9 protein-coding genes are annotated in these 15,545 nt (G+C 60.4%); 2 read left to right on the top strand and 7 right to left on the bottom strand.

All coding sequences use genetic code 11. The features are described 5' to 3' along the window. The first annotated feature begins 1,180 nt into the window (after nucleotides 1-1,180). The gene (locus N688_RS22225) at nucleotides 1,181-2,536 is read left to right on the top strand and encodes a serine/threonine protein kinase (RefSeq protein WP_162179495.1); all 1,356 of its coding nucleotides are present in this window, start codon (nucleotides 1,181-1,183) and stop codon (nucleotides 2,534-2,536) included. Between the two features lie 545 nt (nucleotides 2,537-3,081). On the opposite strand, the gene N688_RS05270 is transcribed toward N688_RS22225, so the two are convergent. The 6 genes from N688_RS05270 to N688_RS05295 all read right to left on the bottom strand — a co-directional run bounded on the left by N688_RS05270 (nucleotide 3,082) and on the right by N688_RS05295 (nucleotide 12,803). Then, on the bottom strand, nucleotides 3,082-4,071 hold the full coding sequence (locus N688_RS05270) for a polyprenyl synthetase family protein (protein ID WP_162179496.1): 990 nt from the start codon (nucleotides 4,069-4,071) through the stop codon (nucleotides 3,082-3,084). Nucleotides 4,072-5,124: 1,053 nt separating this feature from the next. Further along, entirely contained in the window at nucleotides 5,125-6,057 is a 933-nt protein-coding gene (locus N688_RS05275) for a hypothetical protein (protein WP_052888300.1), read from the bottom strand. Nucleotides 6,058-6,436: 379 nt separating this feature from the next. Continuing rightward, the gene (locus tag N688_RS05280) at nucleotides 6,437-7,393 is read right to left on the bottom strand and encodes a hypothetical protein (protein WP_156025306.1); all 957 of its coding nucleotides are present in this window, start codon (nucleotides 7,391-7,393) and stop codon (nucleotides 6,437-6,439) included. Nucleotides 7,394-7,629: 236 nt separating this feature from the next. After that, complete coding sequence (speB, locus tag N688_RS05285; RefSeq protein WP_081838540.1) at nucleotides 7,630-8,511, bottom strand: agmatinase; 882 nt, start codon at nucleotides 8,509-8,511, stop codon at nucleotides 7,630-7,632. A gap of 123 nt (nucleotides 8,512-8,634) precedes the next feature. Next, complete coding sequence (locus N688_RS05290; RefSeq protein ID WP_162179497.1) at nucleotides 8,635-10,545, bottom strand: serine/threonine-protein kinase; 1,911 nt, start codon at nucleotides 10,543-10,545, stop codon at nucleotides 8,635-8,637. Between the two features lie 125 nt (nucleotides 10,546-10,670). After that, entirely contained in the window at nucleotides 10,671-12,803 is a 2,133-nt protein-coding gene (locus N688_RS05295) for a BACON domain-containing protein (protein ID WP_156025307.1), read from the bottom strand. Nucleotides 12,804-13,191: 388 nt separating this feature from the next. Between N688_RS05295 and N688_RS05300 the strand changes: the two genes are divergently transcribed. After that, complete coding sequence (locus N688_RS05300) at nucleotides 13,192-14,496, top strand: amidase (protein WP_052888304.1); 1,305 nt, start codon at nucleotides 13,192-13,194, stop codon at nucleotides 14,494-14,496. Nucleotides 14,497-14,576: 80 nt separating this feature from the next. On the opposite strand, the gene N688_RS05305 is transcribed toward N688_RS05300, so the two are convergent. After that, on the bottom strand, nucleotides 14,577-15,527 hold the full coding sequence (locus N688_RS05305; protein WP_052888305.1) for a hypothetical protein: 951 nt from the start codon (nucleotides 15,525-15,527) through the stop codon (nucleotides 14,577-14,579). Nucleotides 15,528-15,545 lie beyond the last annotated feature (18 nt).

The raw sequence follows: 15,545 nt of genomic DNA on the forward strand, positions 1-15,545 counted from the left end.
ACTCTCGACAAGTGCACCCTGCACGAATTTATTGTGGGGTCGGGTGCAAAGAAGGTTTGCTTTTTATTTCTCGAAAGATGCCCTTCCTCTGCGCGCGCCCGCAGAGGAGAGTGAGGTTGCTGGCTATAGTTGCGCGGTTGTCTGGCTTTCTAGCTCTCTCCTCCTCGAAGAGGAAGGAGTGGCAAGGGGTGCCGGGTTCGAGTGCATTATTTCTCAGCGTGTCAGGGAAGCCATTTGCTGCAGCTGGCGCTCCGTTGCGCAGACAAAGTGAGAGAGAGGTCAGGTGGACAGACCAGCTAGCAGGCAGGGTGAGGTCTTCTTTGCATCTACTCACGGCAGGCCAGTGCGCTCTTTGAACGAATCTCCCCATTGACGTGTGAGCCTTGGTCAAAGAACCCGCCCAGGAATGAGAATCAGGGGCTGGAATCAGAGATTGGAAAATAAAGAAGAGAAGGACTAGCTCGCTGGGCGCACCTCTCAAGCCCGCTCAGGGATTAGAATCAGGGATTAGAAAAGAAATGAGGAGGAAGAGTCCATGATATGCCCTCGTTGTGGCAACGAGTGGGATGCAAGTAAAGGCCCCTGCACCCGCTGTGGTCTGGCCATCCGCCTGCCGGGCCTGTCCGGGGGAGCATCGGCGTCAGGCTGGTCGACATCTTCCCCTGCCCAACAGCCGAAGTCTTCTGGTACTGCTGATCTCCAGCAACGTTCAGGTCCGCTCTCTGGCTTCCCTCCGGGGCCTGCATCATCTCTGCGGAGTGGGGCGCTCAACAGCTCGGGGGCGGCGAGTGGGCCACGTACGGGGCTGCCGCCGACAGGCGCTGGGGGCATAGGTGGGCGTTCACCCTTTGGAGCTTCAGGCCCGCTCTCTGGCTTCCCTGGTTCAGGTTCGGTTAACGCTGGCTTTGGCTCGGGCCAAAGCTCGAATTCCCTCGACCCGACGTCTCGCCGTACTGGACCTGGCCTTGGTAGCTCACAGGTGAGCAGGCCGCTCTCGCAGCCGGGCCTGGCAGGCTCCGATGCTGCGACCAACAGAAATCTGGCTTCTCCTAACCAGCAGCGTCCCTCGCTTGGGCCTTCTTCGTCCACGCGCAGGGAGGTTGCGGGCGACTCTTCTCTTCCTTCGCTTTCGCGCCCAGGTATCTCCTCGCGTGCTCAGGTTCCCACTCGTCCGAATCGCATGAGCGGTGCTCTGCCTCAAGATCTTTCGCGCTCACAGAATCCGCTCCGGGTCAGTCGCCTGGTGACTGATCCTTTAGCGCGTGAAACGCCGGTGCCGCCAACTTTCTCTTCAACGCCCACGCCGTCGGTGACAACGGCGACTCCTTTCCCGGCCTCGATGCCGCCCTCAACTGCTGGTTCCAGCAACAGTGGAATCTTAGGGGGTACGCTGCGGCCTTTGATGCCGGGCACGATGCTCAGAGGTGGACGCTATCGTCTTCAAGAGCTGCTGGAGCGCCAGGAGTGGCTCAGTGGCGTCTTTGAGGCTACGTGGAGTGGTCAGGATGCCCAGCGAGCCGGGGCGCTGGTAACTATTTGTGAGCTGGTGGTGCCCGAAAGCTCTTCGGCTGCTGTGCAGTCAATGTTGCGTACGGCTACCATGACACTTTCGTCCATTGGGCGCCATCCTCGGGTTCCGGCTTTATTAGATGCCTTCAGTGATCAAGGGCGTAGCTTCTTTGTCCTGGAGATGGTCGAGGGCGAAAGCCTGCTGGCGCGTCTGCGCCGCAGTGGGCGGGCGTTGCCGGAGCAAGAGGTGGTTGAATGCTGCCTGCAGATGACGGATATCCTGGAGACAATGGCCCAGCAAACGCCGCCGTTGGTGCATGGCCTGATCCGCCCCGAGCATATTATTGTGGCCCGCTCCGGCTCTCAGTATCTGCTCACGAACTTTTCAATCGTCTTGGCCGGTGGCGCTACTCAGTTTATTTCCGGGCTGGATCGCTCTCGTCTCTCTCCCTATCTGCCTCCCGAATTCGTCCGTGGGGCGGTGGATAGCCGCACCGATCTCTACTCGTTGCTGGCCACGGCCTATCATTTGGTGACAGGTAGTCCTCCAACAGGGATGAGTGGAAGCATTCCACCGGCTCAGCGCCTCAATCCTTTGGTCAGCTCAGAGTTCGAGGCGATTCTATCGAAAGGCTTGCGCCCTATTGCCAGCCAGCGCTATCAGAGTCCTGCCGAGCTCCGTCACGATCTGCTAGCGTTGCGCTCGGCGATCGGCGGGATTGGCTCGGTTGTCGAGCAATGGCCTGAGCAATCGATTCCGCTCTCGCCGCGCCCGGCCTCGACGTCCGCTTCGGCTCCTACTCAAGTGCCCTCTTCGCCATCGCCGGTGCCTGATAGTGTGGCTCAGGCCCTACCGCTGATGCTGGGGGCGGTGCTGGAAGAAGAGGACCAGCGTCTGCTGTTGCCACGCCCCGAAGATCTGCCTCCGATGCGCGAGAGCAACGATACACTCAATGCAGCTCTGTGGGTGGCTGGTATCCTGGTAGCCTTGATTGCCGTAGTCATCTTCGCGCGCGGACTGTTCTAAGAACGGAGTGACTGGGGACTCGGTTCCCATCCCCAGGCCCAATGACAGTGAGGAACGAACCGGACGGCTTCCTCTACTTCGTAGTCGATGGGGGCGCCGCCTCGCTCGTTGCTTCTGCTCGCTCACCCGCTTCTGCGGATCTGTTGGCGAGCTCTAGCTGGCCGGCTGGGGGAAGAATGAGCAAGTCTCTCTGAGGGGGAGTCTACTCTTCTGTCTCGTTGGGATACTGACAGCGCGAACCAGTGCTGTCTGAGACTGTGGCTTGCCTCTAGCGATTTCTCTCAAGCTGGCCGAGAGGTTCAGCTGGCAAGCTAAACGGACCGGCAAGTAAAGTCTGTCCTGTGGCCTGGCTGATTGATTCCATGCCTGGAGGTGGCCAGGAGGTGCATGATGCTGACAAGCCGTCCTGGCGCACCGCCGAGGCCGATGGATGCTTCCAGCTCCGCTTTCGCTTGAAACGCTAGCTCCTCATGTCCAGGTCGGTCAGCATGAGAGCAAAGCAACCTGGCCTGTCTTTTCTTTCCTCTCTCAAGATGTGGTCAGCCTCAGCGCTTGCGCAAGACAACGAAGTCAATCAGTTCATCAAGGACGTCGCGGTCCTCTGAAGGAGGAAAGTGATAGAGGGCCTCGCGCGCCCGCGCTGCATAGCGATAGGCATCTTCGAACGAGCGTTCGATGCCACTGCCGCGGGCGACCCACTCGACAATTTCGCGGATCTCTTCCTCGCTGCCTCCCTCCCCCGAAAGCAGAAGCTGAACCTGCTGATGATGGCCATTGTGGGGCTGGTTCTGTAGAGCGTAGATGAGCGGAAGCGTCACCAGACCCTGGCGCAGATCGTTCCCTGCGGGCTTACCGATCGTCGTCTGATCCTCGGTGTAATCCAGCACGTCATCGATGATCTGGAAAGCGATGCCCAGATTGATACCATACTCGTATAAATGCTGAATCTCCTCATCTGAGGCCTCGCTAAGGATGGCGCCACCTTTGCAGCAGGCCGCGATCAGGCAGGCTGTTTTATGGCTGATCTTATCGTAGTAGCCCTGGACGGTGAGGTCCAGGCGGCGGGCGCTCAGCATCTCCATGATGGTGCCTTCGCAGACGGTAGCAACTGTGTCGGAGAAGAGATGATTAATCCGATTATCTTCGATATCAGCGATCAGGCCAGCAGTTTTGGCAAAATAGTAGTCGCCAAGTAAGATCGCGATATGGTCGCCCCAGAGGGCGTTGACCGTCGGCTGACCGCGCCGGGTGTGTGCGCCGTCAACGATATCATCATGAATAAGCGTCGCCAGGTGAACCATCTCGAAGGCGACGCTTAGGGGCAGCAGCTTCTCGAAGTGGTAGACCTTCAGTTTCCCCGAGAGCAGCGTGAGAGCCGTTCTCAAGCGCTTGCCTGGCGAGGAGAGAGCGTGCATAGAAGCAGAATTCAGAATGGGGAGACCGGATCTGGCACGCTCCTGGAATACCTTATCTACTTCGTCAAGATCAGCCTGGATACCCGCAAAAAGGCGGCTTAAGGTGGCTGTATCGTTCATGTGATCTGCGGCGTGGAGGCCCCTGGCTGGCTGGTTGGCTTGGACCTGGCTGCGTTGCGCACTGTGGTACTTCGCTGCGCACTTCAGCCGGGGGAAACGCCGTCCTCCTTTCTTCCTGGTCTTGGCGAGCGACAGCAAGATAGTACCCTTCCTTCCTGCCTGTGGAAGGAGGTGCTTGCTCATCACCTTCAACGGGCGAACGGAGGCCCCGCTAGCCTCCATTGCCATCTCTGACGAGCTAGAGCTAGCCCTTACGTTCAAAAGCGGGCCAAGCTGGCCCTGAGACAGTGCAAAGCGAAGAGAGTACTGCGCCGAGCGGGCCAGGATCAGGCGGTCTCTCGTCTTCCCCCGTTTCAGCCAGAGCGAGAGGCAGGTCAGGCCCCTGTCTGGAGGATGCAGGGTGAGAGAGGAGAGCCTGCAGGCATGTAGTTCCTCCCTCCTGTGGTGCTCCTCTGTGTAGCGAGCGAGAGAGAATACGCCAAAGAACAAGTTCCTGCCAGCTTGCCTGACGTCTTTCATCACAGAGATGAGACGAGTACCCCGACATGCAGACAGGGGCGGGAAGAAACCACGCCCCTGTGCGTACCTCCCTTCAGATTATAGCATGCCTTATCCATGATCCCACTCGGAGACCCTCGTCTTCGATGGCCCTTGCTGCTGCCCTCTCCGGGACAGCGAACTTTTCTTGCTCGCTTGCCGCGTTCATCGCGGTGACGCGGTGAGATAAGGGCGAGGCTCTGGTGTTGTGGCCTCTCTCTGGTGGCCAGCACTAGCGCTGGCGCAGAGAAGGTGCAGACCCAGCTCTGGGCCGCTTGGGCGACGAGATGGTCGCTTGCGAGGCGTATGCCATGCAGGCCGCCTGAGCGTGAGGCGATCAGCCTGTCGAAGGTGAGCGAGCGCCCCGTCTCTGGTGATCAGCGCCAGGCGGCTGCGGACTGGCCGCCCAACCTGCTGGTAGGCAGGTTAGCAGAGCAGGTGGGACAAAGTAAGGCCATGAGGCTGGGCGAAATGCTCTCTCCTCTGCTCACTCGTCAAAAATCGGCGCAGCGTGGGCTAGTCCTCTTGCTGTTGAGGTGCACTGGTGCGATCTGGCGTCTCTAGCCCTGTCGGGTGATCATCGGCCTGAGAGGAGCCAGGAAGGTCGGGTGCTGCTGGCTGCGGCGGGGTGGGATACCCCTCAGCCGACGATGCTGGCTGATGACCATTGAGCGAGAAGTGCCCGAGCAAGTGATCGGTTTCTTGCGAAATCTCCTCCCAGAAAGCCTTATCGCGCTTGCTATGGTTCTTCTTCTCTTTCTCAGCTTTCCCGCGCTCGCGAGCAGCACGGGGGGTGCCAGGTGAAGAACGAAAGCCATTCACGGGAGCTGGCGAATGGCGGTTTCCAGAACGCGGATAGGGGGCATCGTATTCATAGACGCCGTTGTGCTTGCCGCCACCTTTAAATGACTCGATATCTGGTCCATAGGTCGAGCCATGCTGTCTACGTGGAGAGGGTGGTGCTCCCCGTGGGCGAGGCTGCTCCCGGTGGGGCTTTCCCGACTGCCAGCGGCTGTTACTGTTATGATGAGAAGAGAAAGAGGGTCCTCCCAGCTCTCGCTCGTGGGAGCGCGGTCCCTGCTGCGCACGAGGGCCAGGACCACCAGCGCGACCCGTATTCCCTGTTCCAGCCACACGGCCCCGCGATCGTCGGTTCGGCTGGCCTTGAGGTGAGCGATTCAGCTGCGGCGGTGTCCAGGAAGCGCTGGACCGATAGGGCGGAGTGCTGGTCGAGTAGGAAGAAGGTCCGTAGAGGTCCGCGCGCGGCTGATAATCTGGGTGGTGCAGGCGGGCACCCATCTGCCAGGCCCGGTCGACAATCTCACGATTCAAACGAGGGCGCTTCGGGCGGGCAGAGCGCTCCTGATTGTATCTGCCGTTGGCTGACGACTGGTTGCGAGCGGAAAAGCGAAAAGTATCTCTTCGCCTGTTTTCGAATTCTCTGGTCATATGTCCTTTCTGCTCGTCCCATTGAGGGGTAGAGTAATCACGAGGTAGATGGCGCAGCCAGGAAAGGAGAAATCCCTACGTGCTCGTCTCTTAAGCGTGGTTTGGAGCGTAGGCTGCCAGTCCTGGTGCTACCTTACATCGGCAAACGTACCTGCTTCATGGTTGGCGTGCCGTTACACGCTGTGTTAGCGGTGTTGTGGAGGGACCTTACTCTCTGTGACTCAGTATACCACACTACGCCATGACCTGTCTGTCCTCCCTCGCTGCTCGACTGGTTGTAGACAACATCGATGGCCAGCGATACGTGGGCTGACTGGCCTGACCCAACCGGTGCGCCTGCTGGTGTGCTTCCTTGCTTGCTTCCTTGTTTGCTGCCCTGTTAGCTGAGCTTAGGAGCCTGGGAAGAGGCCGTAGCCGGAAGCGGTCCCTGCTGCAGCGGCACTCCACTGTAGGTCAGGTCCTGGCTACCATACATGGCCAGCACCCCCTGATTCAGCTCATCCGGCAGGAGTGCGCGGAGCATTACTGTATAGTATAACCCTGTTGCTGGCTCGTAAAATTCCCCGCTTGGCTTTCCATGCAGCAGATTGCCAATGGTGCGGCTCTGCTCGGGTGTGAGGAGCAAAGCTCGCTGTGGCGTCGTAAAGGTCAGGCAGCCTGAGTCAGCGTTGGGCCCTGTGATATCTTCGGGCACCGGACCGCACTCGAACTGGGCAAGCTGATGCAGCGTAAAGTCAGGTACATTCCAGGTTGGGATCGACTGGCTCAGATTGGGACTGAAGTCCTGGTGAACAAGCAGAGCTTTGCGCGCGGTGTCATAGGCTGTCGTCGACCCCTGGCTCACGGCTTCGTTGATTGCCGTGAGAGCCGCGCCCAGGCGCTGGTACTCGTCGAGATCCTGCTGGCTCTCCTGACGCTGCCCAAAGCTACTGTAGAGAAACTGGTAGTGTTGGTTATTCACGTTGAATTGGAGCAAGACCGCATCTTGGTCGGGTACCTCGTAGAACTGCTGGCGCTGAAAGGTCGGCAGCCCGTAGCTGCTCACCAGCGTGTGAAGCAATTGGCTGAGCTGCTCCTGACTAAGATGTCCTTGCCGCATCTGCAAGCCGGGGCCGAGAATATAGCTGCCATCGCCGTAGATGCTCAACTGCGGACTGAGGTCAAGCGTTCCCTCACGGCCCCCACCGCGGAAGGTTCGCAGCAAGACAGCCTCAGCACTACTATCGTAAATAATAGTGCCGTTATCAAGCTGGCGCAAGTGGGCCTGGCCTGCTACTGGCTCGCTCGTGTTGGATTCGCAGGCTGTCAGCAGGGCCAGCAACAAGAGTAGAAGCAAGCAGACGAGCTTGCCTTTCGGCCAAGGCCCTGGCGGCTTTGGCTGGCTATGATACCGGTCTGAGCGGTGCTCATCAAAGTAGTGCCTGGGCCTCTCTCTGGCCCAGATCCCTGTCTTTGCCTGTTCCCTGATTGGGAGGCCAAAGCCCTGCTCGCAGTTCTCTCCGTTCATCTCTCCTCCCGTGCTCTTAGCCTCGCTGGTTCTTGCCTGGTAGTGGATGCTGCTGGGGACCTACGCTACGCGCGTCGCTGGGCTGAAAACCGGTAGCCGATCATCTTATAGATCAGGCGGGCTGCCAGAAAATCCGCGCGGATCTGACCGGGGATGGGGCAAAGCTCAACCACATCCAGGGCTACCACAGTTGTGCGCCGATAGATCTCACGCAACAACTCCAGCGTCTGGTACCAGCTCAATCCGCCTGGCTCTGGGGTGCCTACGGCGGGCATCTCGGCGGGATCGAGGGCATCCAAATCGAAGGTCAGATAGGTGTGCTCGCTCAGGCGTTCCCAGGGAATATGCCCCTGGCCGCGAGCGAGATCGCGGGCCCAGACAATGGCTGCATCGGCCCCGTTGCGTAGGAAATCCATCTCCTCTGCGCTGATGCTGCGAATGCCGATTTCAAGCACGGGTATTCCCAGCTCTAGCACCCGCCTGGCGATGCAGGCGTGTGAGAGGGGAGACCCCTCGTATTCAGCGCGGAGATCGCCATGCGCATCAATATGAATAACTGTCAGGTCGGGGAAAAACTCGCGCGCCACGGCAATTGGCTCAAGGGACAGCGAATGCTCGCCGCCGATCACCAGAGGAAACTGGCCCCGTGCTAGAACCTCACGTACAGCTTGGCCAGTCAGCTTCAGCGCGCTGGCGTGGTCTAGTCCCCGGTAATCCAGCGCCGGGCGGGTGTAAATGCCCACCTCTTCAAGCGGGCTGCTCTCTAGCTCCTCATCGTAGAGTTCTAGCTGGCTGGAGGCATTCAGGATGGCCTGGGGACCGTGGCGCGTCCCTGGCACATATGAGACGGTGTATTCAAGCGGCGCTGGAATGATAGTCACCCGCGCCTTGTCAGGATGGCTATGCTGTGGCTCGTCTAGAAACTGCCTGATGATAGGCTCTCTCATGAGAAAAAAGCAACCTCCTCTCGCATCTACGCACCGTCTTGTACTCTATCATAACCGGCTCTTCCTGCCCAGCTCTCAGGACTCTTCTCTTGGCGTTTCGATTGCGGTCCCAGGGCCCTCGGGTCAGGGAAGTGTGAGACTGAAGCGCGTGATCGAAAAGCGGGCATGGGGTCCGGTTACCAGCAGGCCCGCCCTGCCCCCACTGTAGCCGCCGCGATCGCTCACGCTCTGGGTTGGAGTATTGAAGTCCAGGGGAAGCGCATTGATGCGAGCCGTGAAGGTATCTCCTCGTACGCTGATTTCCAGGGTATCGGGGGCGTGAGAACGGGGCGAGTAGGTCCCGCTCACCAGTACTAAGGGAGTACCGGGCTCAGCTGTGTGGGCGTCAAACTTCCAGAGAGCGTAGTGACCAGCGCCGTCGATGACCAGGGCATAACAGGAAACGTAATTTCCTTCGGGGTGGAGGCGGAAAGCCAGGCCATACCAATTCTCTTCCCCGCCTGCCAGGCGCTGCATCTCGACCTGAAGTGTGAAGTTGGTCGGCAGGCTGCCTATGGCCTGGGGATAGGGGAAGTAGTAGGTGGCTGGCGGCGTCTGGTCGATGGTGATCAGATACTGGCCATTGCCGATGGCTGTACTGAATGCGGGAGCGCTGACGGTCCAGCGCTGTTGATTGTTCTGGAAGGTATCCGTAAAGGGCCGAGCCACGGCCTCGGCAGCGGGGTCTGATGTGCTCACGGACGGCAACCAGTTGCTCAACTGGCCTTGCATGAGGGTGGCCGCGATAAGAAGGAGGAGCACCAGCCCGCCGAGAGTGAAGGAAAGCCAGCGATGGTGCCCGAGCTGACCTTGTCGAGAGGCGGGCAGAGTCTGAGGACTGGAGGCGGTGCCCATGCTGGCCCTGGCGGGTCTGAGCACTGAAGTGAGGGCAGAGGTCGCAACGGGCGGTGTCTCTGTCTGGTCCGGAGCAGAGGTAGTCTGGACTGGAGCCGCCAGCTCGCTGGCCTGAGCTGCTGCAAGCTCAAGAGCGCTGGCTCTGTTTGACTGAGTGGACGTCCGCTCTGCATCCCGCTCGTGGCTCGGGAAAGAAATGGTCGTGCTCTCTCGCGAGAGCAGGAGATCCAGAGCATGAGCCAGGTCTGCTGCTGACTGAAATCGCTCAGCAGGGGCCTTGGCCAGGGCGTGGGCAGTAATGTGGGCCAGCTCTTCTGAGACAACTGGATTGAGCGTCCGGGCGTCTGGGGCTGGGCGATGAACATGTTGATAGAGCAGCCCCAGAGTGCTATCGGCCTCGAAGGGAGGATGCCCCGTCACCATCTGAAAAAGAACCACACCCAGGGCATAGATATCCGTGCGTGCGTCGACTGGGAGCCGCTTGATCTGCTCTGGAGCCATATAGGCTGCCGTGCCGATGAGTTCACCTGCACTGGTGAGCTGTGGGCGCTCCAGCTCTGGCTGTGTTGGCTCACCCTCTTCTTCGCCCTGACTGAGCGGGGGCGGCCCGTCTCTACGAGCTGCCGAGAGAGTGCGTCGATCGAGCAATTTGGCAATCCCAAAGTCGGAGAGCAAGATCTCGCGCTGCGGGCTGCTGGTCAAGAGCATGTTCTGCGGTTTCACGTCGCGATGGACGATCCCCCGTTCGTGGGCCAGATGCAAAGCGCGGGCCAGGTCGCGGGCGTAGCGCATGGCTAGGAGCGGGTCAAGAGGGCGGCGGTCGCGCAGGGTGCCGCCGCCGACGTACTGCATAACCAGGTAAGGGATAGTTCCGAGCTGGCCAAGATCTGCTTCGCCGAAGTCGTAGACGGCTACGATGTGAGGATGCTCCAGGCTGGCGATCAACTGAGCCTCCTGCTCGAAGCGGGCGGTGAAGCCGGGGCGTGCTGCCACCTCCGGGCGAATGATCTTGATAGCCACATCGCGCCGCAGCCGTGAATGGTAAGCCTTATAGACTCGCGCCATTGCTCCTTCACCGAGCTTGCGCTCAATCAGATAGGCGCCGAGCCGCTGCCCAATCAATGCGTCGCTATCCATCATCTTGTCTGCTTTTGCTAGAAAGATCGCTCCTTCCTGCATGCTCGACGGACATCGTGATCTGTTCGTGGGCAGACCACGAGACTGGGGTCCCTCTGAAGCATGTCCCCCGTTTGGCTTCCTGCATATCAGGAAACACTAGGGGTGCAGCTCCAACTGACCTTGATGCTATTGGCTGGCCCCTCGAAGAGAAGCAGAGCGGAAGATGGGCAGGTCTTGGTAGGAATCGATACCTGGATCGATACCGTCTGGCCGGGGGGCAGGGTCCCGGCGGCGGGGGTAAACGTGATGCCGCTGATGCCGCTACTGGAGCTGCTCCAGTTCAGCGCAGCGGCGTTCTCACTTGCCGCCCCGATAGTTACCAGACACTGCCAGCTGGCCTCTGAACTGGAAAGCTGACAATCTCTATTTGCCTGAAGCGTGCCCGACTCCGGCGAGTCCAAAGTCAGCGCTGGGGCGGGCTGGACCGTCAGTGTTACAGGGATGGTGAGCTGGCTCTGCCCGCTGCTCAGGAGAATCTGCCCCTGGTAGCTTCCCGCTGCGAGATTGGTTTGCAGGCTGCTCACGGAGACCCTAATCGAGGTTGAGCGGTTCGCGTTGAGTGTGCCGCTGTTGCTGCTGAGATGCAGCCAGACCTGCTTTGTCTCCAGTTGCAGGGTTGCTGACCAGCTCTCCAGGCCGCTGCAGCTCTGGATGGTCAGGGTCTGAGGCGCCGGGTCGCTGGTGGAGGCCACAGCCGTGAAGCTGAGCGAGGTAGGCGAGACGCTCAGGCAAGGCTTAACTACGATCAGAGTCACCTGCAGGACCTGGGCCGGATGGCCGGCGTCGTCACTGAAGCTGATCTCCGTGCTGTAGCGGCCCGCCGCCAGGGTGCCGACGCTTGCACTGAGGCTAAGCTGCTCTTCGCCAGGCGCGGCCAGCAGACCCGAGGTGGTGCTCATAGAGAGCCAGGGGGCTTGCTGGCTATCCCAGCTCGCCGTCCAGCCGACGGCGCCAGTGCCAGAGGCGCAGAGGGTGATGTTTTGTTCAACAGGCGCGCTATAGCCAGCACTCAGCGGACCGAACGTCACGGCTGAGGGATTCACACAGCTCAGCCCCCCAGTGGGTGGGGGTGCCGTTGCTGTAGCGCTTGACGTCGCGGTCGCCGTTGGCGAGCTGCTTGGACTGACCTCCACTGTTGGGGTTGGACTGCTGGTAGTCGAAGGCGTCGGACTGGCTCGCACGATGGTAAAGGTCAGGCTTGCGCTGCGCGAGGTCAGAGCCTCTTGGGCCTGGATCGAGTGCTGACCCAATGGCCATGCCGGATCGATGGTCAGCGTGGCATCGAAAGTCCCGTCTCCCCTTGTCTGTAGGCTATTCCCTTCCAGCGCCTGCCAGGCCAGCGTCGCCGGATCAAACAGCTCAGCCGCAACGATGCCTTGTTGTGGCCGCTGTTGCGGGGTCATATGGCTGCTGAAGTGCAAGGGAAGATGGCGATCAAGTGTCAGGGTCACCGTGCTACCGGGCAGGAAATGGGAGCCGTGCAAGTGCAGCAAACCACCTGGGGTCACGGTCGAGCTGCCGGAGAGCAAGGCGAGCGTGGGCGACCAGATAGTAAAGGCCGCAGCCACAGTGCTGCTCGTAATCAGTAAAGCGGCGCAGAAGGCGACCAGGGCCAGTGTCAGCCATGCCGGTGGCCCGCTGCTCGGGCGAGCGAGCGGCTGCCAGGAACGGCGAGAGGCAGACGAGCTGGTTGCGGGGAGAACAGCGGGGGCCACGGGCTGCTCAGCTGGCGGCTGGAAACTGGTAATCTCCTCACCGTGACCCGAAGCTTTAGGGCTGCGGGGGGGTCTACCGCGCACATAGGGCACGGGAGCTGGCGGGTTGCCCTGGACATGGGGCACCTGACCCCGATTGGCTACCAGCTGCTCCCCGCCTGGCAGCGGCAGAGGCAGAATCCAGGTCCGACGGCGCCGAGGCTCTTCTTCCTCCTGAGCCGCCCGGTTGTCCTGTTGAGCGACAAAGGTAGCCTCTGCGGAAGGTGAAGGGCCTAACCCTCCCTTCTCGTCTGCCAGGGTAGAGGTAGGGGACTCTGGGATCGTCTGCCACCAGTCTGAGATTGTCTCACCTTCTGAAGAGCTGGGTGGAGCAACATCACCTGATTCCTGTTCCAGCGGCAGTGGCAACGTTGCTTCATCCTGCCTCTCTTGCTCTTCCTCCTCCCTACCTTCACCGGCAGAGTTCTGAACTGAACCAGACGCGGCGCTGGACGGCTGCTTCATCAAAATATCGTTCCTGGCCTGGAGTGGTTGGGTTGGCTCCTCGGCGGGCAGAGGCTGCCCGCAGTGTCCACAGGATCTGGCATGATCTGGCAGCTTCGTGCCACAATAGTTGCAGGCGCGCATTGCGACCCTCCTGCGCAGCGTAATCGCTCTCGTGCTCGGAGAAACTGTGTCTAGTCTACCATAGTCCGTCGTAAATAGGGAGTCTGCAAATTCTTCCTGAGAAATCTGCGGCAGTCGATGAGAAAGACTACGAGAAGAAAATCGCAGCGCCAGGTGATTCCCCGGCCTTCAGAAGTGCTCTGACGGTGCAGAAGTGAGCGCCTGGTTGGCTGAGTGGACGTTACGAAATATTCACCGAACGTGACGAAAGGAGTCGAGAAAGGGGATGTGGACGAGAAATGTGCGATTGCAGGAGCAGGCGGAGCAACTCAGCAGCGGTCGCCGGGACCTGATGAGCGCTATTGAGGAAGCCTGTGACTGGGTGGAGCAGGCCGAACCCGAGCTGGCCGCTCTCTTGCCCGAGGAAGGAAGACGCGAGCGGCTGCGCAGAGAGGCCGTCGGCCTGCAACAACGTTATCCTGATCCAGCAGAGCGGCCACCGCTCTATGGGATCTTGTTTGCTGTCAAGGACCTCTTCCATGTGCATGGCTTCCCGACGCGAGCTGGTTCCCAGCTCCCGGCGGAGGTCCTCACTGGGCCGCAGGCCAGCAGCGTGGCCCTGCTGCGCGAAGCGGGGGCGCTCGTGCTTGGCAAGGCCGTCAGCGCTGAATTCGCCTATTTCGAGCCGGGGCCAACGCGCAACCCGCTGAATCCCCTCCATACGCCGGGTGGCTCCAGCAGCGGCTCGGCGGCAGCGGTGGCTGCCGGTTACTGTCCGCTCGCCCTTGGAACTCAGACTATCGGCTCGGTCCTGCGTCCGGCGGCCTTTTGTGGCGTTGTAGGCTTCAAACCCACCTTCGGGCGCATCTCTGCCGATGGTCTGGTGCTTTGTGCCCCTTCCCTCGACACTGTGGGTCTGTTGACCCAGGACATCACGGATCTGCTTCGGGTGGTGCCCCTGCTCTGTCGTGGCTGGCGCGGCTTCCTCTCTGCCCTCCCTCCTCCTGTGCTGGGGGTGCCCGAAGGTCCGTATCTTGACCAGGTCTCCCCAGAGGGGCGGCGTGCCTTTGAGGAGCAGCTGGCTCGCCTTCAGCAAGCGGGCTATCGCCTCAAGCGCGTGCCTGCCTTGCAAGATATTGCCTCTGTCAATCAGCGCCATCTGCGTCTGGTCCATGCCGAGATGGCTCGGGTGCACGCGCGTTGGTTTGAGCGCTATGCGGCCCTCTACCGCCCGCTGACGGCGGCTGCCATTCGCGAAGGCGCGACCATCGGCATTCAAGAGCTTTTAGAGGCGCGGGCAGGGCGTGAGATCTTACGCACGGAGTTACAGACCCTGATGGCGCGTGAGGGCATTGATCTCTGGCTGGCTCCAGCGGCCCCTGGCCCGGCTCCCCAGGGCCTGCAGACAACCGGCAGTGGCCTCATGAACTTGCCCTGGACTCAGGCCGGTCTGCCTGCTTTGAGCTTACCAGCGGGCCTGGCGGAGAATGGCCTACCACTCGGCCTGCAGTGTGTGGCTGGTTGGATGCGCGATGAAGAGCTGCTGGCCTGGGCCAGCGCGCTGGCGGCTGTGCTCACAGAGCAGACCTGATGTTTACCTGCTCCTGTCTACTCGGGTTCCCAGCCTTCGGTTGGCGCAGTGGGCCGGCGCAGACCAGCAGCTCTCTCTACTTACGGGCCGCTGAGGACACAGCTACCGCTCTGGTTGCTCCATTCCTCCTGCACAAGGTAGCGATGGCCGTTCCAGGTGACGTTACCCCCGTCGGGGCCTGGCGATCCAAACTCCCAGGAGCACTTGTCGCCGATTTCGCTCCCCTGGCTATCGTACCAGGCGTTGAGTAGCGGGTCTGTGGCCCCTTCCATCTGCTCGTGGGAGGTCACATTAATGCTGCTCTCGGCGTCGCTATCGTGGTTAGGCGAGGAGGGAACACCACAGGCCTCGGGATCGCTGCCCGTATAGGGAATGACGGCATAGATGATCTCCTTATCGAAGTAGCCATGATAGGCACAAAAGCTAGAGAAACTGCAGTAGCTGTTATAGCAGATGTTTTCGCCACGGGCCGTGAAGACAAAGAACATACTGGCGAGCGAGGCAGTCCAGCCCTGGATCTGCAGCGCCCGTCTGATCTCGTCCTGGATCTGGGTGTCGCTCAGGGTCGAGGAAGGGTATGGGCGGTGGTCGATCCAGGACCCGCCGAAGCTGGCGCCACTGGGAACCTGACCGCTGCTCTCACCGTATTGTGCATTGTTGTGATAGAGCGCAGAGCTACCCACATCCCGGAAGTAGCGCTCGATCAGCTGATGATAGCCTGCACTGACCTGGGAGCCAGCAGGTTCCCAGAAGATGGCGTAAGCCGTCATTGTATGGCTCATCACTGGGCCATCGTGGTAAAGCAGGTTCTGGTTGGCAGCCTGCGGCCTGGTAATCCGGCTGGAACGTGTTCCCAGCGGGTGCCAGCCACTGAGGGTGTGAGCGGCGCTCATGCTGGCCGAAGGAGCAAGCGGACACACCGAGCCGATGCTCAGCCAGATTCCCAGAGCGCCGCAGGCGCTGAGCAGCCTGAGCAGATGAGAAGACCAACAGCGCCGGACGGTACGATGTTGCATAATGCTAGCAAACAATATTGTTCCTCCTCTTCC

Source organism: Thermogemmatispora carboxidivorans (genome assembly GCF_000702505.1).
GTDB classification, from domain to species: domain Bacteria; phylum Chloroflexota; class Ktedonobacteria; order Ktedonobacterales; family Ktedonobacteraceae; genus Thermogemmatispora; species Thermogemmatispora carboxidivorans.

Coding starts and splice junctions, on each gene's coding strand:
- N688_RS22225 (WP_162179495.1), top strand. CDS start 1,181: ATGAGCGGTGCTCTGCCTCAAGATCTTTCGCGCTCACAGAATCCGCTC.
- N688_RS05270 (WP_162179496.1), bottom strand. CDS start 4,071: ATGAACGATACAGCCACCTTAAGCCGCCTTTTTGCGGGTATCCAGGCT.
- N688_RS05290 (WP_162179497.1), bottom strand. CDS start 10,545: ATGATGGATAGCGACGCATTGATTGGGCAGCGGCTCGGCGCCTATCTG.
- N688_RS05295 (WP_156025307.1), bottom strand. CDS start 12,803: ATGAAGCAGCCGTCCAGCGCCGCGTCTGGTTCAGTTCAGAACTCTGCC.
- N688_RS05300 (WP_052888304.1), top strand. CDS start 13,192: ATGTGGACGAGAAATGTGCGATTGCAGGAGCAGGCGGAGCAACTCAGC.
- speB (WP_081838540.1), bottom strand. CDS start 8,511: ATGAGAGAGCCTATCATCAGGCAGTTTCTAGACGAGCCACAGCATAGC.
- N688_RS05275 (WP_052888300.1), bottom strand. CDS start 6,057: ATGACCAGAGAATTCGAAAACAGGCGAAGAGATACTTTTCGCTTTTCC.